The organism is Paenibacillus sp. FSL R7-0210 (assembly GCF_038009085.1).
GTDB classification, from domain to species: Bacteria; Bacillota; Bacilli; order Paenibacillales; family Paenibacillaceae; genus Paenibacillus_AQ; species Paenibacillus_AQ silagei.
In genome coordinates this window covers 4264383-4287461 of record NZ_JBBPAR010000001.1, presented here as the reverse complement: position 1 = coordinate 4287461, position 23079 = coordinate 4264383, and the positions used below count along the sequence as shown (strand labels likewise).

Genomic DNA, 23079 nt, shown 5'->3' with positions numbered 1-23079 from the left:
GGAACATGCGAATAAATGCAATGGACGCGTGCTTTTGCCAAAGGTCAGGAAATCACGCTACAATAGGAGCAAGAGCAAAGAAACCAACTTAGAATCCGCACACATACAAAGGAGGGCACAACTGTGGCTATGGACCGGACCCGTGTCGCCGTGGAGATATACGGAACTTCCTACAAGCTTGTAGGAAGCAGCACAGAATATATGAAACAGGTCGCCCGTCATGTCGATGAGCATATGCGTGCAATATCGAAATCACATTCCAGACTGGATACGCCGCGGATTGCGGTGCTTACAGCTGTACATATGGCAGAGCAGGCAATCCAGGTTCAGGATTTCAAGAATGAGCTGAATATGCTGACCGGTGAACGTACCGAGCTTCGCGTGGAGGTGTCACGCCTTCAGGAAGCGCAGCGTGAACAGCAGGAAGAATATGAGAAGCTGGAAGCGGCTGCGAAGGAAGAGGCGGCGCGGCTGATTGCCGCTGCCGAAGAAGAACGCTCAAGACATCTGGAGCAGCAGGAGCAGGAGCGGCAGCTGCATGCCCAGCTGCTGGAGGAAGAGAAGCAGGCTGCGGCCGCCGGCCGCGAGCAGCTGGTGCAGGAGCTGAAGGCACGCGAGGATGAGCTGAAGGCGCTGCGCGACGGCCATGAAGCAGAGCAGGCTGCAGGCCGCGAGGCAGCGCGTCAGGAGCTGGAAGCCGCAGAAGCCATGCGGCTGCAGCAGCTGGAAGAGATGAAGGCTGCCCATCAGCAGGAATTGGAGCAGCTGCGCGAGACGCTGATCCGCGAGAAGACAGAGACGTTGTCTGCCCTGGAGCAGGAGCTGCATGAGACCCGGGAGTCGATGGGCAGCGAGATCGTGGAGATCCGCTCCACGTTAAGCAAGGAGCTGGCTGATACCAAGGCTGCGCTCACAAGTGAGCTTACCGGGGAGCGGGAAGCGCTTGAGAAGGAGCTGGCCAAGAACAAGGAGCTGCGGCAGTCCCAGGGGACGCAGGAGCACCGGCACAAGCAGCAGCTTCAGGAGCTGGAGAAGCAGCTTGGCGAGCTGCGCGGCGGAACCGGGCAGCTCCAGTCCCGGCTGCGTGCGGCGGAAGCCGGGCTTAAGGGTGAACGCGATGCGCGGCTGACGCTGCTGGCGCAGTACGAAGCTGTGCTGAAGCGGGAGGAGCAGCTCGGGGAGGAGCTGCGGCTCGCGGCAGAGGGGGCGCAGCAGCATAGCGCCGAGCTGGAGGAAGTGCGCAAACAGGCTGCGGCTTCGCAGAGCGAGGCGGAAGCGCTCCGGAGCGGGCTGCGGGAAGCAGAGGACAAGCTAAGCGCTGCGCTGGAAGAGCTGAGCACGGCGAACGAGATGGGCACCCTGCTGAACGAAGAGCTGGAAGGGCTGCGCCAGCAGGTTGCAGCTGCGCAAAGCGAGGCGGAAACGCTCCGCAGCGAACTGCGGGACGCAGAGGGCAAGCTAAGCGCTGCGCTGGAAGAACTGCACACGGCGAGCGAGCTCGGCACCCTGTTGAACGAAGAACTGGATGAGGTGCGTAATCAGGTTGCGGCTACACAGAGCGAGGCGGTGGATATCCGCAGCGAACTTCGGGATGTAGAGGGCAAGCTAAGTGAAGCGCAGGAGGAGCTGCATACTGCTAAGGAGCTTGGCAATCTGCTGAACGATGAGCTGGAAGGGCTGCGCCAGCGTTATGAGCTGACGCAGGAAGAAGCGGCAGCACTGCGTACATCGCTGCGGGAGACCGCAGATCAGCTCAGCCGGACTCAGGTCGAATTCGACCGTACGGCAGAGGAAGCGGCTTCCTGGCAGGAACGTGCGAACAAGCATATGGAGGATATCAGCGAGCTGGAGATGAACCTTCTGGAAGAAGGGGAGAAGTCGGCAGCCTTGCAGCGCGAAGTGGAGACTCTTCGCGGACAGGCAGACGGCATGGTTCAGCAGCTTGATCAGGAGGCGCGTCTGCGTGCCGAAGCGGAGCAGGAGCTTGCTGTTCAGCAGGAGGCGGCAGAAGCAGCCCGCAAGGAACTGGCTGCGCTGCGCGGCCGTTACGAGGAACTTATCGCCCAGTACGATGAGATTCTTCAGGACGGGGAGCAACTGAAGGAACGCTACGAACTGCTGGAAGCCGAAGGCGAGGAAGCTACGCGGCGTCTGGAAGAGCTGTATGAGGCGGGCCGTGAAGCTGCCGCTGCGGCGGCGGAGCAGCAGGAAGCACTCCGCGAGACCCGGGAGTACGAAGCTACCTGGAAGCAGAAAGTTGAGGAGCTTCAGCAGCGCGAGCAGCAGTGGAACGAGCAGGAAGCACAGCTGCGTGAGGAGATTGAGATCTGGCAGCAGGAGGCCGGGGAAGCCGAAGCCCAGGCGGAAGCAGTCAGCCGCTCACGTACTGAGGCGGCGCAGCAGCTGGATGAGATCGGCGAGAGCTATGAGATGGTCCAAGGCCAGCTGCGGCTGGTTCAGGCCCAGTTCGAGCTGCAGCAGGGAGAGCTCGAGAAGCTGTCCCAGGAGCATCGCAGCTTGCAGGCGGAATATTCCAAGCTACAGAGTGAATATAATGAATGGATTCAACTGATCGAACAGGACAGTTGAATGGCGGATGCATCACAGGAAGAGCTGTTGTAAGCAGGAATGCTTAGAACGGCTTTTTCTGCTGTGCAGGGACGGGGGACGGATTCCTCCTTAGGGGGACTGCAGGGGGGGCTGCTGCTCTAAAGTTGGCTGAAGTGAAGTATGGGACAGAAGTAATTTCTACTGGGGGGGAAGTTGGTGAAGGGAAGGGGGGAGTGAAGAAGACATCTAGGCTGCCATCTTGGACAAATCCTGCACTAAATACAACATTCGTACCTCTGAGGCAGCAAATTGCGGGAAATCCTGCCTAGAATGCAATATATTTCAGCCAACGACCGCTCCACTGGTAACATTCCTGCAAAATGTGCAACATTTGGCGTTCTCAAGCTACAATCCGATATGAATCCTGCAAAATGTGCAACACTTGGCGATAACAGCTCATGATGAGGAGCACAAGTGCTCCTGATTTCACCAGAAGTTAGTCAAATGAGCAAATGAGGAGCACAAGTGCTCCTGATTTCAGCAGAAGTTAGTCAAATTAGTAAATGAAGAGCACAAGTGCTCCTGAATCCACCAGAAGTTAGCCAAATGAGTAAATGAAGAGCATTAGTGCTCCTGAATCACCAGATGTGAGCTAAATTAGTTCGAACATATCTACGAAGAATACATTAGCCTAACTGCCTCCTGCATGGAGTGTTTTTGACATAATAAGTATTGCAACCGGTTACAACCCGGGGTAGGATGTTGGTTGAGGTGAACGGGATGGATAAGAAATGGGTCAGCGGCGTTGGGGTTATTGTGCTTTTTATACTGTTGTCATATTTGTTTATAGGCTTCGCGCGCCATTCTGCCCGGATGGGCAATATTGTCAAGGAATTAAGCGGCCAGCCCAGTCAGGACAAGCCCGGATATCATATTGTGCTGATCGAGCAGGAGCGGTACCACCCTTACTGGGAGATGGTCGAGAAGGGGGCCGCAGAGGCCGCAGCGAAATACGGGATAGAGATCGAATTCACGGGACCGGTGCGCAATAACATGGAGGAGCAGATCAGCCTGCTGGAAAAAGCGATTGCCGCTAAAGCGGATGCCATCATCGTCCAGGGGCTCAACGACGAGAAGTTCACGCCGGTGATTGATAAGGCGGTGAACCGGGGGATTCCGGTGATCACGATTGACACGGATGCTCCGGCCAGCCGGAGACTGGCCTATGTGGGCACTGACAATGTGGCTGCAGGTGAGGCGCTGGGGCGCATGGTAGTGAAGACAACTGGCGGAAAAGGCAAAATAGGCGTGATTATCGGCAGCGAGCTGGCCAAAAACCAGCTTCAGCGTCTGGACGGCCTGAAAAATATCGTAAAAGACTACGGCGGCATGGAGATTGTCGATGTCCGCAGCTCCAACATCTCACATATGGAGGCGATCCAGCAGGCAGCGGATATGCTGCGCTATCATCCGGAGATCGATGTCATGGTCGGCACCAGTTCAACGGATGCGTTGGGCGTCTTGCAGGCATCGAGGAGCCTGAAGCGCGGTCCGCTGACCATTATCGGCTTCGATAATCAGGCGGAGACACTGGATGCCATCAGCCGGGGGGCGATCACAGCGACTGTCGCACAGCAGCCTTACCTTATGGGGAATATGGCGGTCCGGCTGCTCCATGATTATTTTAATGGTGCCCATTTACAGACCCGGTATTATACCGGAGTGAAGGTACTGGATAAGACCAATGTGCAGGAGGGAGAGAGCCTATGAGTATCCGCCTGAAGTTGCTGATCTGTATTCCGCTGCTGGTGCTGCTGATGAGCTCGGTCTCCTTCGTACTGTTCCAGAGCGGGAAGAATGTGCAGGAGAGCTACCACCTGATGATGAACCGGATCATGCTGTATAAGGAGGTATCCTATGAGGTCGGCGAGAATATGCGCTCCTTGAACCGCTTCATTATGCAGGTGGATACCGACAGCTTCCCGGAGGTGGAGAAGCATCTGGGCGCGGTACTGGAGCTGCGCAGCAGGCTGGACGGGATGAATACCATCGGGGGCAGCGGCCTTCCGCTGATGAACTATAGCCACCTTATTGATACTTTTGTCGAGCAGGCGGGCCAGATGATCACGGAGATTGACGGACAGGATGCGAATTCGCTGGCAGGTGCCTATATCGAGGCGGAGCAGACGCAGCGGTTCATCCGTGAGGAGGCCCAGGAGCTGGTCGATTTGGAGCTGGACCAATATAAGCCGATCTACGCCGAGATTATGTCTACGACAGCGAAGCTGAACCGGATGGGCAGTCTGCTGGTGATCACCGCGGCGCTGCTTAGCATCTGTATGGCCGTCTGGCTGTCCAGCAGCATTACCGGACCGATCCGCCGCCTGGTGGCAACGGCCAAGCAAATCTCGAAGGGACGGATGGATACCAAGGCGCCGGAGAGTGTTAATAACGATGAGATCAGCATACTGTGCCGCGCTTTTAACGGGATGATCGATAATATCCAGGAGCTGATGAAGGAGAACATTAAGAGTGCGGAGAAGGACCGGCTGGTCAAGGAGCTGGAGCTGAAAATGCTGCAGAGCCAGATCAATCCGCATTTCCTGTTCAACACACTGAATTCCATCGCCAAGCTTGCGTATCTGGAAGGGGCGGCGAGAACCAGCGATCTGACCGTGTCGGTCTCGCGTCTGCTCCGCTATAATCTGCAAAAGCTGGACCAGGCTGTTCCGCTGCGCGAGGAGGTCGAGCATGTGAACGAGTATATCAACATCCAGCGGGCCCGCTTCCGGGACCGGATTGCTTTTGAAATGGAGATTGATGAGCAGGCGATGGACGGGATGGTGCCGTGTCTGACGCTGCAGCCGATCTTCGAGAATGCCTTCGTTCACGGTCTGGAGCAGATGGAGGAGGGGGCTATACTTACGCTATCGATCCGTTACCGCAGCGGGCAGGTGGAGATTGTAATCAGCGATAACGGAGCGGGCATGAACCGCGAGACGGTAGCCCGGCTGATGGGATCGATTCAGCAGGAGGCGCCGCATTCCAGCAGCAAGGGCCAGTCTACCGGGCTTGGGACACATAATGTTTTCAAAAGACTGCATTTATTCTTCGACGGCCAGCAGCTCATCGAGATCAACAGCAGTGAAGGGCAGGGGACGGCGGTGCTGTTCCGGCTGCCCTTCCGGACCTCGGCCTAGAGTCACTCATATGAAGTGAAGGGGGAAGCGATAACGATGTACAAGCTGCTGATCGCAGATGATGAAGCACTGGAGCGGGAGGGGCTGGAGCTGATGATCCGGCATCTTATCCCGGACAAATTCGAATTCCTGCATGCGGGGAACGGGCGGAAGGCGATTCAGCTGGCGGAGGAGCACCGGCCGGATATGATTTTCATGGATATTAAGATGCCCGGGATTCATGGGCTGGAGGCGGTGCGGCAGATTCGGGAGAAGCTTCCGGCGGCGCAGATTGTGATGATTACGGCCCATGACTACTTCGCGTATGCCAAGGAGGGGCTGCTGCTGGGTGTCCGCGACTATCTGCTGAAGCCGGCCCGGCGGGAAGAGGTGGCGGAGGTGCTGAGGAAGCTGATGGCGGTCATTGAGGAGGAGCGGCGGCGCAGGAATGAACAGCTGGAGCTGCAGGAAAAGCTGGCCCATCTGCTGCCGCTGGCCGAGAATGAGCTGACCCTGATGCTCATGCTGGAGCATGTGCAGGATCTGGAGCCGGAGCAGCTGGCCGGGCTGCTGGAGCTGCATTTCAGCAAGGGCTACGCGATGGTCCTGTCATTCCCCCGGCACGGGGAGAGCGGCTGGGAGACGTTCCGGCAGTCCAAGCGGGAGATCTATGAGGCGGTCAAGCAGTTTGCCAAAACAGGACTGGGCTGCCTCGCCGGACCGCTGGCCGGGCATCAGCTGGCGCTGTTCATTCCCTTGCCGCCGGGGAGGACCGGATATTCCCAGCGCGTCAGCTCGCTGGACTGGGGAGAGCGGCTCCGCACCTATACCCGGGAGCGCTTCAGCCTGCCCATTGGCGTCGGGATCGGCTCGATCCGTGAAGGCTGGGACGGGCTTAGCCGTTCCTACCGCGAAGCCGTCCGCATATGTGCGGACCACCAGCATTCATTCGGTGTGCACCATTACGATGATATGATCCAGAGCTCGGGGCAGACGGCGGTCTCTCTGGATGAAGAGAAGAAGCTGCTTACCGCCCTGCTCCAGCGCAGCAAGCAGGAGGCCGCCCAGCGCTTCAGCCTGCTGTATGACTCCTTCGAGCAGGGAGGGGACCATCCGCTGTCCGCCGTGCGTGGTGAGGTAACCGGCCTGCTGCTGTTCCTGGCCAGAGGCGTTCACTCCACGGCCAGTGCAGAGCTGCTGGCTTCGCTGAACGCAGCGGAAGATCCGCGTGCTCTGCGGTTAAGCGCGGAGTCCTGGCTGGAGCGGCTGATCGATGGCCTGGAGGAGGAGCAGGAGCATCACCGGTCCCATGTGCATCAGCGGGCGCTGCTCTATATCAGCCAGAAATATAAAGAGGATATCTCCATGGAGCAGACGGCTGAATATGTGAATCTGAGCCCGCATTATTTCAGCAAATTATTCCGGCAGCATGAAGGCGAGACCTTCATCGACTATGTCACACGGCTGCGGATGAATGAAGCGAAACGCCTAATCTCTGAGGATCAGCTGAACCTGAAGGAAATCTGCTATGAAGTAGGCTATAAGGACCCGAATTATTTCAGCCGGGTCTTCAAGAAGGCTGCGGGGATGACGCCAAGCGAATTCCGCCAGCAGCAGGAGAAGCCGGGTCCTTGCTGAGTGAGCAAGGACTTTTTTGTGCTGTTGCCCCGGATTATCCTATGAAAGCCGGGGCGGAGAATTACATTACAGCAGGCAAGACCAAGAATGCGGGTGGAGGGCAAATAAGTGCAGGGAATCGCTGCTCCCGGGGCGGTTTTTCCATGCTACACTTTTTTTGTAAGCGCAATCAAATATAGGACTGACGAAAAGGGGCGTAGTAATCGTGAGAAAATACGGAAGAGCAATTTCCCTCGGGCTGGCGGCGATGGTGCTGGCTGCATCGATGGCGGGCTGCGGTGTGGTCTCAAGCGGTGACAACGAGAAGAAGGAGTCTGCGGGAGCGGCCAAGGACGGGGACAAAATTGTCATCGGCATGTCCATGGATACCTTGAAGGAGGAGCGCTGGCAGAAGGACCGGGATATTTTCACAGCAAAAGTACAGGAGCTTGGCGGTGAAGTGAAGGTGCTGGCCGCGAACGGGGATGATGCTACCCAGCTAAGCCAGGCGGAGCAATTGATCTCCCAGGGTGTGGACGTGCTCGTGGTCATTGCCCATAATGCGGAGGCTACGGCTCCCATCGTGGATAAGGCGCATAAGGAAGGCATCAAGGTCATTGCCTATGACCGGCTGATCAACAATTCCGAGGTGGATTATTATATCTCCTTCGATAATGTGCGTGTCGGTGAATTCCAGGCTCAGGCGGTTATCGACAAGGCTCCTAAGGGCAATATCGTCTACATCGGCGGCGCAGATACCGATAACAATGCCCACATGTTCAAGGAAGGCGCGATGAATATTCTGAAGCCGCTGGAAGAGAAGGGCGATATCAAAATCGTCTACGACCAGTTCTCCAAGGACTGGAAGCCGGAAGAAGCGCTGAAAAATATGGAGAATGCGCTGACCGCGAACAATAACGATGTACAGGGCGTTGTAGCAGCGAATGACGGGACAGCAGGCGGCTCCATCCAGGCGCTTACGGCGCAGGGCATGGCGGGCAAAATTCCGGTATCCGGTCAGGATGCTGACCTCGCTGCTGTACAGCGTATCGCGGAAGGCACACAGCTGATGACGGTCTACAAGCCGATCAACGCGATTGCCACGAAGGCGGCGGAAATGGCGGTGGCAGCTGCCAAGGGCGAGGCTATTTCGACAGATAAGACTGTTAACAACGGTAAAATTGATGTTCCATCCGTGCTGCTTGATCCGCTTGCCGTCAACAAGGATAACCTGGATGTGCTGATCAAGGACGGCTTCCACAAGCTGGAGGATGTGTATAAGAACGTTCCGAAGGACCAGTGGCCGAAACAATAAGGGCAGCCTGTACGGCAAGCAGATGCGGCGCCAGTGGCGAACCCGCATCTGCTTGCTGCTTGAGAGCGGGAAGGAGGAACGGCAGGCATGGATGTACTTGAAATGGTAGAGATCAGCAAGAGCTTCCCCGGCGTGAAGGCGCTGGACCATGTGAACTTCAAGGTGAAGCAAGGAGAGATTCACGCCTTGTGCGGGGAGAACGGCGCAGGCAAATCCACGCTGATGAAGGTGCTGAGCGGACTGTATCCTGCGGGGACATATGAAGGCGAAATCCGCATCGGCGGGGAGAAGAAGGCATTCCACCAAATTACCGATGCCGAGCAGGCCGGCATTGCGATTATCCATCAGGAGCTGGCGCTCGTGAAGGAGATGACGGTCGGCGAGAATATTTTCCTGGGGGCAGAGCCGGTGAAGCGCGGGGCGATCCAGTGGAATGAGCTGTACCATCAGGCTTCGCTGTGGCTGAAGAAGGTAGGGCTGAACCTGTCGCCGGATACGAAGATCGGCAATCTGGGCATCGGCCAGCAGCAGCTCGTAGAGATCGCCAAGGCGCTCTCCAAGCATACCCGGATTCTCATATTGGATGAACCGACAGCGGCGCTGACCGAGAGTGAGGTGTCCATCCTGATGGGCATTCTGAACCAGCTGCGGCGCGAAGGGGTTACCTGTGTCTATATCTCCCACAAAATGCCCGAGGTGTTCGCACTGGCCGATTCGATTACCGTGCTGCGCGACGGGCGGACGGTGGCAACCCTGGAGCGCCAGGCGACGAACGACGATCAGGTGGTATCGCTGATGGTCGGCCGTGAGTTGACCGAGCGCTATCCGCGCGTCCCGCATTCACCCGGGGATAAGGTGCTTGAGGTCGCAGATTATAATGTCTGGCACCCGGAGAAGCGTCAGCAGAAGGTGCTTAGAGATATTGGATTTACGCTTCGTCAAGGCGAGATTCTGGGCATTGCCGGGCTGATGGGGGCCGGACGGACAGAACTGGTCAGCAGCCTGTTCGGTGCGTATGGCGGAAGAAGCGAAGGTACGGTTCTGATCGAAGGCAAGGCCGTTAAGATCCGTTCGATTGCCGAAGCGATCAAGGCCGGGATTGCCCTGGTCACGGAAGACCGCAAGCGTCAGGGGCTGGTCATGGGGATGGATGTCAAGCGCAATACGACGCTGGCCACACTCGGCAAGGTCTCCAGGCTCGGAGTGATCAATGAGAATGAGGAGATCAAGTGGTCTGAGCAGTACGTGAAGGATCTGAAGACGAAGACAGCTTCGCTGGAGACGCTTGTCGGCACACTGTCCGGGGGGAACCAGCAGAAGGTGGTTATCGGCAAATGGCTGATGAGTGACCCCAAGATTCTGATTATGGACGAACCCACCCGGGGCATCGATGTCGGGGCGAAGTACGAAATCTATAATCTGATGAACAAGCTGGTGGAGCAGGGAGTAGCTATTATAATGATCTCCTCCGAGCTTCCCGAGGTGCTGGGGATGAGCGACCGGATTCTGGTGATGTGCGAAGGACAACTGGTACGGGAATATGACTGGCGCGAAGCAACACAGGAGAATATTATGCTGGCCGCCACAGGAGGCAGATAGAGATGCAGCTGCAAAAAGAGCTTAAGGAACCTGAAGCGGTTCCGGCCGCCGGAGGATCGCGCTTGCGTACCCTGTTCGGCAAAATGGATATGCGCGCCTATACGATGATTGGCGCATTGATTCTGATCTGGGTTCTGTTCGGCGTGCTGAATCCGACCTTCCTGACCTCACGGAACCTGTCCAATCTGTTCACGCAGATGTCAGTGACCTCTATACTCGCCATTGGCATGGTGCTGGTTATCGTGGCAGGCCATATTGATCTGTCCGTCGGCTCCATCGTCGGCTTGACCGGCGGGATGGCGGCGATTCTGAGCAACTGGCTGGAGCTGCCCGCTATCGTGGTCATCCTGGGCACGGTTGCGGCAGGTGCGGTGCTGGGTCTGGTGCAGGGCTGGCTGGTCGCCTATAAAATGATCCCCGCCTTCATCGTCACCCTCGGCGGGATGATGGTGTTCCGCGGGGTGCTGATGGGCGTGACCGAATCCATGACCATTCCGGTATCTGATCCGGTGCTGGCGCTGCTCGGCAATGCCTATTTTGCCTCAGGCTTCGGAATCATTCTGGGCGTGCTCGCGGTGGCTCTGCTGCTGTATAGCGCGTTCACGAAGCGGCGCTCCCGCAAGAAATACGGATTCACCGTCGCCCCGCTCGGCATGGATATCGCGAAGGTAACAGGACTGTCCCTGCTCGTGGTAGTCTTCGTGGCCTTGATGAACAATTACAAAGGGATTCCGTTCCCGATCATCTTCGTCATTGTGCTGGCGGCCATCTTCTACTTCCTGTCCACCAAGACAACCTTCGGCCGCCATATCTACGCCATCGGCGGCAATATTGAGGCTGCACGGCTCTCCGGCATTAACATCAGACGCAAGACGATGCTGGTCTTCATCCTGAGCGGATTGCTCGGCTCCATCGCCGCCATCGTGCTGACCTCCCGCCTGGCTTCGGCGACCATTACCGCAGGCAATATGGCCGAGATGGACGCGATTGCCGCCTGCGTCATCGGCGGAACCTCCCTGATGGGCGGAGCCGGAACGGTCATCGGCGCTCTGATCGGAGCGCTGGTGATGACCTCGCTTGATAACGGCATGTCGCTGATGGGACTTGAGTCGTTCTGGCAGTATGTGGTCAAAGGCTCGATCCTGGTCATCGCCGTCTGGCTGGATATTTCTGGCCGCAGCAAGGGTGTGAAGTAAGAGAAGTGGCTGTAGCAGCCGCTCGTGTATGTAGAGTAAATAAGCCGGCAGGGAGAATATCCCGGCCGGCTTATTTGTTGTAAAGTTGGGCACGGTAGGGGGGCGCGACCAAATGTAATCGAAAAACCGATTACAATGTGTCGGGTGAGGGGCTGTGGAGAATGTAGGCGAAAAAACGAACACAATGGGCCGGCGCGAAGGTGAAGGGGGCGGGTGCAGGCCAAACGAGCCAATAAGGTGTAAAAGTGCACCTGAATTCCTCGGATGAGGGCCAATCGAGCCCAATGAGGTGCACTAATACCCCTGAATTCGCGGACGTCGCTTACTCCACAATAATCTTAGCAGTCATTCCGCTGTGGCCGGAGCCGCACATGATGGCACAGGTCATCTCGAAGGTTCCGGCTTCCTCGGGCAGGACAACCTGCGAGGCGTTCTTGGCATCCAACCGCAGCTTCATTTCCGGGATTAGTATGCCGTGATTGCCGCTCTCATTTTCGAAGATGATTTTGACAGGGACGCCCTTCTTCAAATGGTATTCCGGCTGGTCAAAGCTATAATTGGTGGCTGTAATTACGAGTTCTTCCTCCGCCGTCAGATTGCTCCCGGCAGCTGCGTTGTTTGCGCTATCAGAATTGCTCGTGTTCCCTCCGCAGGCCGTTAGCAGAAGCACAAATATAATAGAACATAGAATAGCCGACTTTCTGATCATATGCATCCTCCTCATCTACTTGGGCAGTTGTCCTTAGCATAGCCTAAATCGGTCAAGTTGTCTTGATCAATCTATGAAAAAGACTCCGACCGCCGCCGTCATCACCGCTGCAAACTTTGTCGAATTTTGCAAAAATATGATGCAAAAGAGTTTAAAATTAATTATAATTAACCCTAATATAATTAAAGCTTCATATTATTCGGCTAGAAGCAGGGGAGTCAGATCATTATAGATTACGCGTTGCAAAGTGCAGAGAGATGGCACCGGAGAATATTGTATGGCTACTGGATCATCGTACTCTGTCTGCTGCTCGCCCAGTTCCTGTATATGCTGTACTCCCGTTCTGCTGAGATGCAGACGATTTTTAGTCCCGGCAAAGGCCATATGTTCATAGTCTGCAACCTGATGATTGTCCTGAGTATGGCTTCTGCCGAGGTCTGGCTGCGGCGCTCGCTCCGTTATCATAAGCAGGCGGTTGTGGTCTGCAGCTTTGTGGTTTCCTATTTGATGTATTTTGTGCTGGAGCCTTATGTAGACGGTGCCCAGATGATGCTGATGATGCCCCTTATGCTGGCCCTCATCTATTTCGACCAGCGGCTGCTGTACTCGCTTGGAGCATTTAGCATTGTATTCTACGCGGGGGTATACTTTGGGCTTGAACGGCCGCTGCTTGGCAAGCCGCTGCTGGAGTTCGTGCTGGTGGAGTGTGTGTATGTTGTTTTTGCCCTGACGGCGCAGGCGGTGATCCTCCGTGGCCGTGAGACGCGCGAATATCTGGAGCAGCTCACCAAGTCGGAGCAGGAGCTAATGGTAGAGCGGGCGATTTCGGACAAGCTGCTGAAGATGGATGCGTTAACCGGCCTGTATAATCACAAGACGTTCCATGAGTATCTGGATTCGCTGCTGGAGCAGTGTGAGAACAACGGATTGAGGCTGCAGCTGGCGTTAATGGACATCGATAATTTCAAGCAGGTCAATGACAGATACGGACACTGGGTGGGCGATCTTGTGCTGAAAGAGGTGGCGGCCAAGATGGGCAGCCTGATCGGGTTGAATGACTTCGCGGCAAGGTATGGCGGGGAAGAATTCGCAGTGATTTTTACGGATAAAAGCTTCCAGGAAGCCTACGCTGCTGTCGAGCAAATGCGTATCAGCATTGCTGCCATGTGCCATCCGTATGCCGGGAACAAGCCCATTACGGTCAGCATCGGACTGTGTCACTACCAGCTTGGAGACGGCAAGGAGCTGCTGTTCCGCAAGACGGACGATTCGCTGTATACGGCCAAGCGCGGCGGGAAAAATGCTGTGGTGACCTCTGCGGTCACTTCCGGTGAAGTGCATAAACTTACAGAAAACCCCCAAATTCCGATATAGACCGGGAACTGGGGGTTTCATTGTCTGCATGTGCCTTGCGTCGTTATTTGCCTGCTTCAAACGGAGTGGATACCGGCAGGAACAGATCGATGATCCCGATGACCAGTGCGGCAAGCAGGGCACCAAGCACCGAGACACTGACACCGCTGACGACAAACTGGGCAATCCAGATGACCAGGGCGCTGACCAGGAAGCCGACGATACCGCGGCCGAAGGGCGTGGTTTTTTTGCCGAAAATGCCTTCAACGACCCAGCCGAGCAGAGCGATCACCAGAGCAAGCATGAATGCGCTCCAGAATCCCCCGACCGTGAACTGCGGTACAATCCAGCCGACCACCATCAGCACGATTGCAGCGACCACGAACCGTACTACATGAGCTAAGAATCTCAATGAACTAACCTCCTTTGGCGTTCGCTTAAGGATATGTGCGTTGTTATTGTGGCCCGAAGCCGGTTTTCTATGCCCAGAAATCATACCCAAATAGCGAAAATGGGCTAAATTAGGTATAATGGTTCCATCTATGAAGGGAGCTGTGACAGTAATTGGACGACAAAATTTTGCATACGCTTGAATATCGCAAGATTTTAAATAAATTGATGCAGTATACGCAGACGCCGATGGGCCGGCTGACCGCCGAGCTCCTGAAGCCTTCCGGTGATTTCGAAGGGGTGAAGAAGCTCCTGCAGGCAACGGATGAGGCGGTAAATGTTGACCGGTTGAAGGGAATTCCTTCATTCGGCGGCGTAACCGATATCCGTCCTGCGCTGAAGCGTGCATCAATTGGCGGAATGCTGGGCACAGCAGAGCTGCTTGCGGTAGGCAACACGATTGGCGGGGCACGCCGAGTGAAGCGGTTCATCCATGCCATGCATGACGATGAGAGCGTTCCTGCCCTCTTCGCACAGAGTGATCTGCTGTCGGAGCAGAAGCCTGTTGAGGATGCTATCCGCATGTGTATTGACGAGAATGCCGATGTAATGGATTCGGCGAGCACGGAGCTTGCCTCCCTCCGCCGCGAGCTGCGCGGGGGAGAGACGCGCATCCGTGAGAAGCTGGATTCGATGATCCGCTCGTCTTCGGTCTCGAAGATGCTGCAGGATCAGCTCGTGACGATCCGTGGTGACCGGTTCGTCATTCCGGTCAAGGCAGAATACCGCGCCCACTTCGGCGGTATTGTGCACGATCAGTCGGGCTCCGGGGCAACGCTGTTCATCGAGCCGGAATCCATTGTAGCGATGAACAACAAGCTGCGGGAGACGCGGCTGCGCGAAGAACGTGAGATTGAGATCATTCTGCACCGTCTGACTGCGCTGGTCGGCGATATTGCCGAGGAGATGGCTTATGATATCGACATTCTCGGCGAGCTGGACTTCATCTTCGCCAAGGCGCGTCTGGCACGCGACCTGAAGGCTACCCAGCCGCGGATGAATGACCGCGGATACCTGCGCCTGCGCAAAGGCCGCCATCCGCTAATTCCGGCCGAGCAGGTTGTGCCGCTGGATGTGGAGCTGGGCAATGATTACCGCTCCATCATCGTGACCGGCCCCAATACGGGCGGGAAGACGGTGACCTTGAAGACGATCGGCCTGCTCAGCCTGATGGCCATGTCGGGTCTCTTCATTCCGGCCGAGGAAGGCAGCCAGCTGTGTGTCTTCGATGCGATCTACGCCGACATCGGCGATGAGCAGAGCATTGAGCAGAGCCTCAGTACCTTCTCCAGCCATATGACGAATATTATATCCATTCTGAAGCGGATGACACCGAAGAGTCTGATTCTGCTCGATGAGGTCGGTGCAGGAACAGATCCGGCCGAAGGCTCCGCACTCGCGATAGCGATTCTGGAGAATATTCACCGGACGGAATCCCGGATGGTTGCCACTACACATTACAGTGAATTGAAGGCATACGCTTATGAACGGGCAGGCGTTATTAATGCCAGCATGGAATTCGATGTGCAGAGCCTGAGTCCTACTTACCGGCTGCTGGTCGGTGTACCTGGACGAAGCAATGCGTTCGCTATTGCTGAACGCCTCGGGATGCCAAATGCAATCCTTGAGCATGCGCGCGGTGAAGTGAAGGAAGAAGATATGCGTGTTGAGCATATGATTGCATCCCTTGAGGAGAACCGCCTTACCGCAGAGAACGAACGCATACGGGCGGAAGAGATTCGCCGCGAAGCGGAGGAGTTCCGTAAGCGGCAGCAGCAGGAGCTGGAGAAGCTGGAGGGCTCACGCGACAAACGCCTTGAGAAGGCAGAGAAGGATGCCAGCGAACTTCTGGCCAAGGCGCGCAAGGAAGCCGAGGAGATTATCAGTGACCTCCGCCGCCTGGCGCTGGAGGAAGGCGCATCCGTCAAGGAGCATAAGCTGATCGAAGCGCGCCGCCGGCTGGATGAAGCAGAGCCTGCACCACGCAAGAAGGCTGTGCCGCGCAGCACGGTCAAGGCGCCGCGTAAGATTCAGCCAGGGGATGAAGTGAAGGTAGCGAATGTGAATCAGAAGGGCCTTGTGGTTGAGCTGAGTGGTACCAAGGAAGCGGTGGTACAGTTCGGCATCATGAAGATGAAGGTCAATCTGAGTGATCTGGAATTCCTGGCCTCCGCCCCGGATGCTCCTCCGCCGGCTCTGCGCAGGGCCACAACGGTCAAGCGTACACGCGATGAGAATATCCGTAATGAGCTTGATCTGCGCGGTGCGAACCTGGAGGAAGCCATTATGGAGACCGACCGCTTCATCGACGAAGCTTTTCTCGGCAATCTGGGGCAGATCTCCATTATCCACGGCAAGGGGACGGGGGTCCTGCGGACAGGAATACAGGAATACCTCCGCAAGCACAAGCATGTCAAAAGCTATCGGCTCGGGAACTATAATGAAGGCGGCGCGGGTGTGACGGTAGCTGAACTGGAGTAGCGCCCATAGTCCGGCAGGGAAGAGGGAAAAGTGTGCAGGATAATATTGATCTTTTGCTGGAACATCCGCTGGGGGCGCTGCTAGGCTACTTCACTGTCGCCATATTGGGGCTGGTCGTATTCCTGTCCTTCTTCGAAATGGTGACGAAATACAACTGCTGGGAAGAAATCCGTAAGGGGAATGTGGCCGTAGCCATGGCAACCGGAGGCAAAATCTTCGGAATCTGCAACATCTTACGCTTCAGCATTGAAGCGGGGGCATCCATCTATGAGACGATGAAATGGTCGGTTGTAGGCTTTTTGCTGCTGCTGCTGGCTTACTTCCTGTTCGAGTTTTTTACTCCGGTCTTTTCAATTGATGAAGAGATTGCCGCAGATAACCGGGCCGTAGGACTGACAGCCATGCTGCTCTCCATATCCTTGTCCTATGTTATCGGCGCGGCCATATTCTGAATTAGGGGGCAGGGAGATGAAGCTGCTGATTCGGATTCTGTTTTTTTCAGCCCTGGCTTTTATAGCGGCCGGCATTATATATTTAACGGTGAATTGAACCGAATGTGAGTAAGCGAAGGAGATTATACAGATGGAGACAACAGTTTGCCCATGGTGCCATACCGAGATTGTATGGGATGAGGAGTTTGGCCCCGAGGATACCTGTCCTCATTGCAATAACGAGCTTAGCGGCTACCGCACAGTAACGATAGGTGCAGAGGATCTGGAGGATGAAGAGCCGGATACGCAGGAAGCTTCCGGGGAGGAAGAGATCAGCGACGATAATTTGTGGGATGACGACGACAAGGATAGTGTGGTGCCTGTATGGGGTACGCTGGGCCAATTCGGCGATGACTATGATCTGAAGCGTTATGAGGACAAGGTCTCAGGCTTGCTGGCTGCCCAGCTGGAAGCTCCGGAATGTCCGCAATGCCATGAGCTGATGCTTCACTCCGGTACGCAGCAGGTGGACGGGTTCACCCCGGCAACGCCGGAAGCGCTAGGCGGCGCAGCCGTGCTGAAGCCTCCTTTTGCGCTGAATCTGTACGTCTGTCCTTCCTGCTTCCATGTGCAGCATAGTCTGGCGCAGGAAGACCGCATCCAGCTTGTCCGCAATCTCAGCACCGCAGCCGAATAAAGTTCGGATTCATGCTTTCCCTGCCGTCTGGACATGTTAGTAATAGATGATGTGTCTTAGGACGAGCAGGGAGGGCTAAGCATGAGAGGTTCTGAACGGGGACAGGCGGCGCTGCTGCTGGCTGTAGGCGGGCTATACCTTCTGGCTACAGTGCTTGCAGGGACGTTCCTCAACGTATATCTGTGGAAAAGCCGGCAGAACTTCGCCATGATCGGCTGGTTCACCGTGGCCCAGCAGCTTGCGGTGGGTCTCAGCTTTTGGCTGGGCGGCAAGTGGGTGAAAGAACATAACAAAATGAATGCCCTACGGCTGGGAATTGCCGTATCGGGCTTTTTTTATTTGCTGGTGCTGTGGCTGCGGGGCGACGCGATTCATTACATTTGGCCGCTGGGCGGGGTCCTCGGGCTATCCATCGGGCTGTACTGGCTGGCGTTCAATATTGTTTTCTTCGAGATTACCGATGCCAAGAACCGCGATTTCTATAACGGGTGGATGGGCCTGCTCGGTTCCCTGACGGGAATAGCCGGACCCTGGGTGTCCGGCTGGATGATCTCCCGCTGGCAAGGCGGACAAGGCTACCGTATGGTATTCATACTGTCGTTATGTATCTATGGGTTGGCTGCTGTGCTCAGCTTCGGCCTGCGCAAACGGCCGCGCGGTGAAGCCTATCTCTGGCTGGAGCCCTGGCGCGAGCTTACCCGCAGGCGCAGTCCTTGGCGGCCAGTTGCGGCGGCGCTAGTATTTCAGGGCATCCGGGAAGGCGTATTCTCCTTCCTGATTGGTCTGCTCGTCTACATTGCAGCACAAGAGGAGAGCAAGCTGGGACAGTTCGCCCTGCTGACCTCCGCCGTCTCCCTGATCAGCTATTATGCGGCCGGCAGATGGTTCAAGCCCCGCGCCCGCCTCGGCGGTATGCTGGCAGGCAGCCTGCTGCTCATCGCCTTCCTTCTTCCGCTGCTATGGAAGGTGAACTTTACGACCCTCCTCATCATGGGGATCGGGACCTCACTCTGCCTGCCCCTCTACATGCTGCCGATGCTGTCCACCAGCTTCGACCTGATGGGAGTGTCCGAGGAGAGCGCCGGCAAACGCGTGGAGCTGGTAGTGCTCAGGGAGCTTAGCCTGATGAGCGGCCGCCTCCTCGGCCTGCTGATCTTCATCGCCGTGCTGTCCCTGGACCAGTCCCTGCGGACGATCACGCTGCTCATGCTCCTGCTGGGGGCCGCGCCGCTGGGGAGCTGGGTGGTGGTGCGGGGGTTGCTGGGGCAGAGGGGGAGGTTTTGATTGTTTTCATCAAATATCTAGGAAGCGGGTGAGAAGATGTACGAGTTTCATGGCTGGTCTACGATCCGGGAGACATTTGAAGAAGATTCTGAAAATTTAGAATTGGTGTTCAAAAATATACAAAACTTTATCTTAGAGTTGGGTTGGAGTGATGGACTCCTAAAAGTCTATCCCGCAAATGGGACGTATCATCTTGCTGTAGGAGGATTTTTGAATCACAAAAGTTTCGAGGCCGGGGAGATCATTGAGCTATTTCAATTCATCGCAGACCAAGCACCGGGTTCTTATGGCTTACTCTATACAAGAGATGATGAGGATATCGAAGGCTACGATAACGAGTTCAAAGTCTACGTACTAGCCCGAGGAACTCTAAGGCGGCAAGAGGATGTCTGGTTATCACCGTTTGTTCCGGTCGTGGAGGATGACATATTATAGTGACCGAGCAGGAGAGGATTCATATGTTTGCAATGAGTGTAGATGAAGTTAACTTAGAGATCAAGAGAATCAATACGCATTTAAGTCGATGCTTATGGATGGATTTTGAATTTTGTCGCATGGATGCAGGACAAATTGTTTTGTCAGGTAGCATTGACCAAAGTAGTAATGAATATGCGATAGATATTGAGTTTGAAGAACCTTATTTTGTTTCAACTTTATTTTTATGGCATACGGATACAGCCAAAGTTTTTATTGAACTAGCCAATGATGATGAAATCATTGACTTGAATCAAAAATATAGGGTAGAACTGGGGAATTATATTTTCAAAATCAGTGTAGAGGGTTTTGATAAACCTCCAATTTTTATAGCAGCAAAAAAAATATCATTCAAAATATTAGAAGGAGATCCTTTTCCAAGAAGTAAGTGAAAAACTTGAATACTGCCATGTAGGATATTGATGGTTCTTGAGACACTTAGTCAAAAAAATTATGGCATGAAGATGAGTTTACAATAGCGGACCCATTCGATTTTTAGATTTAACCAACAACCTTGGGAGGCCTAGAGTCTTTCAAGATTGTTTTGATTGGCGAAATTTACTAATCTATATAGAATATAAAGATATATGGTTAACTAAATATACCCTTCTGCGCAACATTTGTAATATAAATAACCGTCCAAAGTTCGAAAATTAAGGGCGTGCGAAACAAAGTTTTTTTCAATAGAAAACCACCCCCCAATATCATCCAATCAAAACTGGAAAATCGGTGAACTCCCCCATAGTAACTGCCGTCACATAAGCAAAGACCACACCAGCCCTGCTTGCTATTACTGAACATCCTTTTCCACTGCTTCTTCCAGCAGCCTAAACTCATTTCTATAAAACTCAATCAAGCCGTCCCGCTTCATCCATGCCAGCTCTCTGGACAAGGCGCTGCGGTCTACATCCAGATACTCGGCCATCGCTTCTCGATCAAAGGGAATCGTAAAAGTTTCTGTTCCAGCATCACGCATCACTCTTGTTAAATAAGTTAGAACCTTATCCCGAATAGTCGGCATAATTAGACAATCATTCCGGTCATGCAATTCTAACGCACGTTCGGCAATACTATCAAAAAGATTGCCAAGTAATTGTTCGTGACCCATACATAGCTTCGTGCAACGGCTCAATATGCTTTGGATAGGAATAAAGAGAACCTCAAGCGGTTCTATGGCCTGTACTGACATCGGGCATCTTCTTCCACGGCTGGCAGCTGTGAGAACAGCGGTATATCCACCCGGGTAATGGAGGGATACAATAATTTGTTTTCCTTTGACGTTCAATTTCGTACTTTGAGCGAGGCCCTGCAATATGATGCCGACATCATCAACGTAATCGCCCTCACGGACAACCATCTCATCTTTTGCATATTCTTTGCGTGTGGCTGACAGACATTCAAGCATTTGGGGAATATCATCTGGAGCAATCCCTGTAAATAAACGTGATTGGCAGAGGGATTTTAAGTTATTCTGAGCGGCTTCGCGTTGCATGTGCAACATCCTTTTTCTTTTTACTATACTATATTAATCATACATACACACGAAGTTTAGCCACCTTGTCTAACGTCAGAACGGAGGAAGAGCAATGCAAACGAAAGAAGATTCAATCAAAGCGAGAAACCGGCTGTTAGCCTCCAAGGTTATGAAAAATCTGCAAAGCAGAAAATTTGAGGCCTATTACTGTGACAACGCCATAGAAGCTGCGGAAAAGGCGCTATCCTTAATTCCGGAACAGTCTTCGGTATCTTGGGGCGGTTCAGTCACGCTTGAGGACATCGGGCTTCTTGACCGGGTACGCCAAGGCAACTATGCAGTCATTGATCGTGATACAGCGCAGACGATGGAGGAACGTTATGACCTCATGCGCCAATCTCTTTTGTGCGACACCTATTTAACCAGCTTCAACGCGGTTAGTGAAGATGGGATACTGGTCAATATCGACAGTGTGGGCAATCGGGCGGCAGCGGTTACTTTTGGACCGAGAAGTGTGGTTGCTGTCGTGGGGATGAATAAGGTGTGCAAGACCGCTGAAGATGCAGTGATAAGAGCCAGAACCTATGCCGCTCCCATTAACGCAAACCGTCTTTCGAGTTCGTCCAGCCCATTTTTACATTCACCGCAAAAAACGCCCTGCCTAATCAATGGTGCTTGTGCAGATTGTAAATCAGAGGATTGTATCTGTTCTTACATCGTCGAAACAAGAATGTGTAAAACAGCGGGGAGAATAAAGGTTATCCTCGTTGGTGAGTCTTTGGGATTTTAATTTTTTCGGCACCGTTCGGGTAATTTCTCGAATTGGTGTCTTTTTGTTAGTTTTGATTCTATGTCTCAGCACACCTCCCTCCAAAATTCTCCGCCGCAATGTTATATTAGTTGTAGTTATATGTAGTTATAGTTGCACAAAAGACAAGGAGACCCCATGAACATTAAAGTACTAATCGTTGAAGATGACCCGATGGTAGCGAAGTTTAACCGGCATTATCTGGAGCAGGTGCCGGGCTTTGAGTATGCGGGCTGGGCGGCGACAGGGGATGAAGCGAGAACTATGCTGGAGGAGCAGCAGGTAGATCTGGTGCTGCTGGATATTTATATGCCGCGTGTCAGCGGGCTGCAACTGCTCTCTGCTCTGCGGGAGCAGGGGAGCAAGGTGGACATCATTGTGATCTCCGCCGCCAGTGATAATGCGAGCATCCGCAAGGCACTGCAGAACGGGGCCGTGGATTATTTGATCAAGCCGTTCGAGTTTGCCCGGTTTCAGGCGGCACTGTCGGCGTATCGTGAAGATTATAAGCTGATGCACAAGGAGCATCTAAGCCAGGAGCAGCTGGATAAGCTGCTGCGGCATTCGCTCGGGACGGAAGAGGAGAAGTACGCTGCCCTGCCGCTGCCCAAAGGGCTTGCCGAAGGCACACTGGAGAGCATCTGGAGCACAATTAACCGGCTGGAGAGCCCGGTGTTCTCCACGGAGGATATCAGCAGTCATGCGCCCATCTCGCGGATCTCGGTCCGCAAATATCTGGCTTTTCTGACGGAGGCAGGTATTCTGGAAATGGAGCTTAGCTACGGGGCGGTAGGCAGGCCGGTGTATATGTATAAGGTGAGACCCGAAGGGCATGAACTTATCCGTAAATATCTATGAGCGTTCTCTTAAAATAAAACGGAGTCAAGGTGTCCCGAGGGTGCCCCAGGCGTTCCATGACTCCATATAGCCGTCACATTAGCTGTGAAGGTTATTAAGCTATGCCATACATAAGCGTGCGCAGAATCAATCGAAGGCCTGCTGCAGAGCCAGCGGACTGAACTCGTTAATGATTTTGTAGGCTACCAGGTGCGGGTTGTTCATGTCATTGTCGTAGATAATCATGTGATGCTTGCCCTTCAAAATAATGTCGAACCGCTGCTTCCGGTCGGCCTGGACGATGGTAATGTAATAGCTGTACTTGCTGTCTGTGCTCACATTGCGGGCGGATTTCATCAGGCGGACGCTGGAGAAATCATCGTAGATCCGCTTAATCGCTTCCGGCTCAGTAAGCACAATATCCTTCTGTTCACCGGGAACAGAAGATAGGCGGGTAATTTCCAGAGCGGCGATATCTTCCAGATGGATGGTTCGGGTAACTACTCTTTTGAATGAAGTATAGCGGCTCGCGGTGTAGCTCATCAGGGAGACACCGGCTGCTGCCAGAACAGCACCGGCCAGCCAATATTTTTCGCTTTTTTCCATAGTTTCTGTTCCTCCTAGT

The 23079-nt window shown here is 54.3% G+C and carries 20 protein-coding genes; 16 read left to right on the top strand and 4 right to left on the bottom strand.

From position 1 onward, the window contains the following. Positions 1-123: 123 nt before the first annotated feature. The 7 genes from MKY64_RS18405 (at position 124) to MKY64_RS18375 (ending at position 11456) form a co-directional block, all read left to right on the top strand. Entirely contained in the window at positions 124-2589 is a 2466-nt protein-coding gene (locus MKY64_RS18405) for a hypothetical protein (protein ID WP_340954903.1), read from the top strand. Between the two features lie 741 nt (positions 2590-3330). Beyond that, positions 3331-4320: a sugar-binding protein gene (locus MKY64_RS18400; RefSeq protein ID WP_036722668.1), complete on the top strand. Its 990-nt coding sequence runs from the start codon at positions 3331-3333 to the stop codon at positions 4318-4320. Then, the gene (locus MKY64_RS18395) at positions 4317-5750 is read left to right on the top strand and encodes a sensor histidine kinase (RefSeq protein ID WP_036722538.1); all 1434 of its coding nucleotides are present in this window, start codon (positions 4317-4319) and stop codon (positions 5748-5750) included. Before MKY64_RS18400 ends, MKY64_RS18395 begins: the two co-directional genes overlap by 4 nt. Before the next feature lie 36 nt (positions 5751-5786). After that, complete coding sequence (locus MKY64_RS18390) at positions 5787-7367, top strand: helix-turn-helix domain-containing protein (protein ID WP_340954899.1); 1581 nt, start codon at positions 5787-5789, stop codon at positions 7365-7367. A gap of 247 nt (positions 7368-7614) precedes the next feature. Further along, on the top strand, positions 7615-8661 hold the full coding sequence (gene xylF, locus MKY64_RS18385) for a D-xylose ABC transporter substrate-binding protein (protein ID WP_209878455.1): 1047 nt from the start codon (positions 7615-7617) through the stop codon (positions 8659-8661). Positions 8662-8748: 87 nt separating this feature from the next. Next, positions 8749-10260: a xylose ABC transporter ATP-binding protein gene (locus MKY64_RS18380; protein ID WP_209878383.1), complete on the top strand. Its 1512-nt coding sequence runs from the start codon at positions 8749-8751 to the stop codon at positions 10258-10260. 2 nt (positions 10261-10262) lie between these two features. Beyond that, positions 10263-11456 (top strand): sugar ABC transporter permease, encoded by a 1194-nt coding sequence (locus tag MKY64_RS18375; protein WP_340954897.1) that lies wholly within the window; start codon positions 10263-10265, stop codon positions 11454-11456. 322 nt (positions 11457-11778) lie between these two features. On the opposite strand, the gene MKY64_RS18370 is transcribed toward MKY64_RS18375, so the two are convergent. After that, on the bottom strand, positions 11779-12165 hold the full coding sequence (locus tag MKY64_RS18370) for a cupredoxin domain-containing protein (RefSeq protein WP_036722528.1): 387 nt from the start codon (positions 12163-12165) through the stop codon (positions 11779-11781). A gap of 273 nt (positions 12166-12438) precedes the next feature. Between MKY64_RS18370 and MKY64_RS18365 the strand changes: the two genes are divergently transcribed. Beyond that, positions 12439-13539 carry a GGDEF domain-containing protein gene (locus tag MKY64_RS18365; RefSeq protein ID WP_340954895.1) on the top strand — a complete coding sequence of 367 codons (1101 nt, stop codon included), beginning with the start codon at positions 12439-12441 and terminating at the stop codon, positions 13537-13539. Positions 13540-13582: 43 nt separating this feature from the next. Here the strand turns inward: MKY64_RS18365 and MKY64_RS18360 are convergent, their stop codons facing one another. Continuing rightward, on the bottom strand, positions 13583-13930 hold the full coding sequence (locus MKY64_RS18360) for a phage holin family protein (RefSeq protein ID WP_036696706.1): 348 nt from the start codon (positions 13928-13930) through the stop codon (positions 13583-13585). Positions 13931-14082: 152 nt separating this feature from the next. Here MKY64_RS18360 and MKY64_RS18355 point away from each other — a divergent pair, with 152 nt between their 5' ends. From MKY64_RS18355 to MKY64_RS18330, 6 genes are all read left to right on the top strand, one after another. Then, positions 14083-16449: an endonuclease MutS2 gene (locus MKY64_RS18355; protein ID WP_339313263.1), complete on the top strand. Its 2367-nt coding sequence runs from the start codon at positions 14083-14085 to the stop codon at positions 16447-16449. Between the two features lie 32 nt (positions 16450-16481). Continuing rightward, positions 16482-16901 carry a DUF350 domain-containing protein gene (locus MKY64_RS18350; RefSeq protein WP_036696710.1) on the top strand — a complete coding sequence of 140 codons (420 nt, stop codon included), beginning with the start codon at positions 16482-16484 and terminating at the stop codon, positions 16899-16901. Between the two features lie 130 nt (positions 16902-17031). After that, a complete protein-coding gene (locus tag MKY64_RS18345; RefSeq protein ID WP_339313264.1) occupies positions 17032-17577 on the top strand; it encodes a hypothetical protein in 546 nt (181 codons plus the stop codon). Between the two features lie 81 nt (positions 17578-17658). After that, complete coding sequence (locus tag MKY64_RS18340; RefSeq protein WP_339313265.1) at positions 17659-18861, top strand: MFS transporter; 1203 nt, start codon at positions 17659-17661, stop codon at positions 18859-18861. A 36-nt stretch (positions 18862-18897) separates the two neighbouring features. Continuing rightward, positions 18898-19296, top strand: a complete 399-nt coding sequence (locus MKY64_RS18335) for an Imm7 family immunity protein (protein ID WP_339313266.1) — start codon at positions 18898-18900, stop codon at positions 19294-19296. Between the two features lie 23 nt (positions 19297-19319). Further along, positions 19320-19727, top strand: coding sequence for a hypothetical protein (locus tag MKY64_RS18330; RefSeq protein WP_339313267.1), 408 nt, complete (start codon positions 19320-19322; stop codon positions 19725-19727). A 398-nt stretch (positions 19728-20125) separates the two neighbouring features. On the opposite strand, the gene MKY64_RS18325 is transcribed toward MKY64_RS18330, so the two are convergent. After that, positions 20126-20827, bottom strand: coding sequence for a Crp/Fnr family transcriptional regulator (locus MKY64_RS18325; protein WP_340954887.1), 702 nt, complete (start codon positions 20825-20827; stop codon positions 20126-20128). Positions 20828-20921: 94 nt separating this feature from the next. On the opposite strand from MKY64_RS18325, the gene MKY64_RS18320 reads away from it, so the two are divergent. Both MKY64_RS18320 and MKY64_RS18315 read left to right on the top strand, forming a co-directional pair. Beyond that, positions 20922-21599, top strand: a complete 678-nt coding sequence (locus MKY64_RS18320) for a lactate utilization protein (RefSeq protein ID WP_340954885.1) — start codon at positions 20922-20924, stop codon at positions 21597-21599. Positions 21600-21755: 156 nt separating this feature from the next. Further along, on the top strand, positions 21756-22475 hold the full coding sequence (locus MKY64_RS18315) for a response regulator (protein WP_209878365.1): 720 nt from the start codon (positions 21756-21758) through the stop codon (positions 22473-22475). A 126-nt stretch (positions 22476-22601) separates the two neighbouring features. Here the strand turns inward: MKY64_RS18315 and MKY64_RS18310 are convergent, their stop codons facing one another. After that, on the bottom strand, positions 22602-23060 hold the full coding sequence (locus MKY64_RS18310) for a hypothetical protein (RefSeq protein WP_339313271.1): 459 nt from the start codon (positions 23058-23060) through the stop codon (positions 22602-22604). Between the last annotated feature and the right edge of the window lie 19 nt (positions 23061-23079).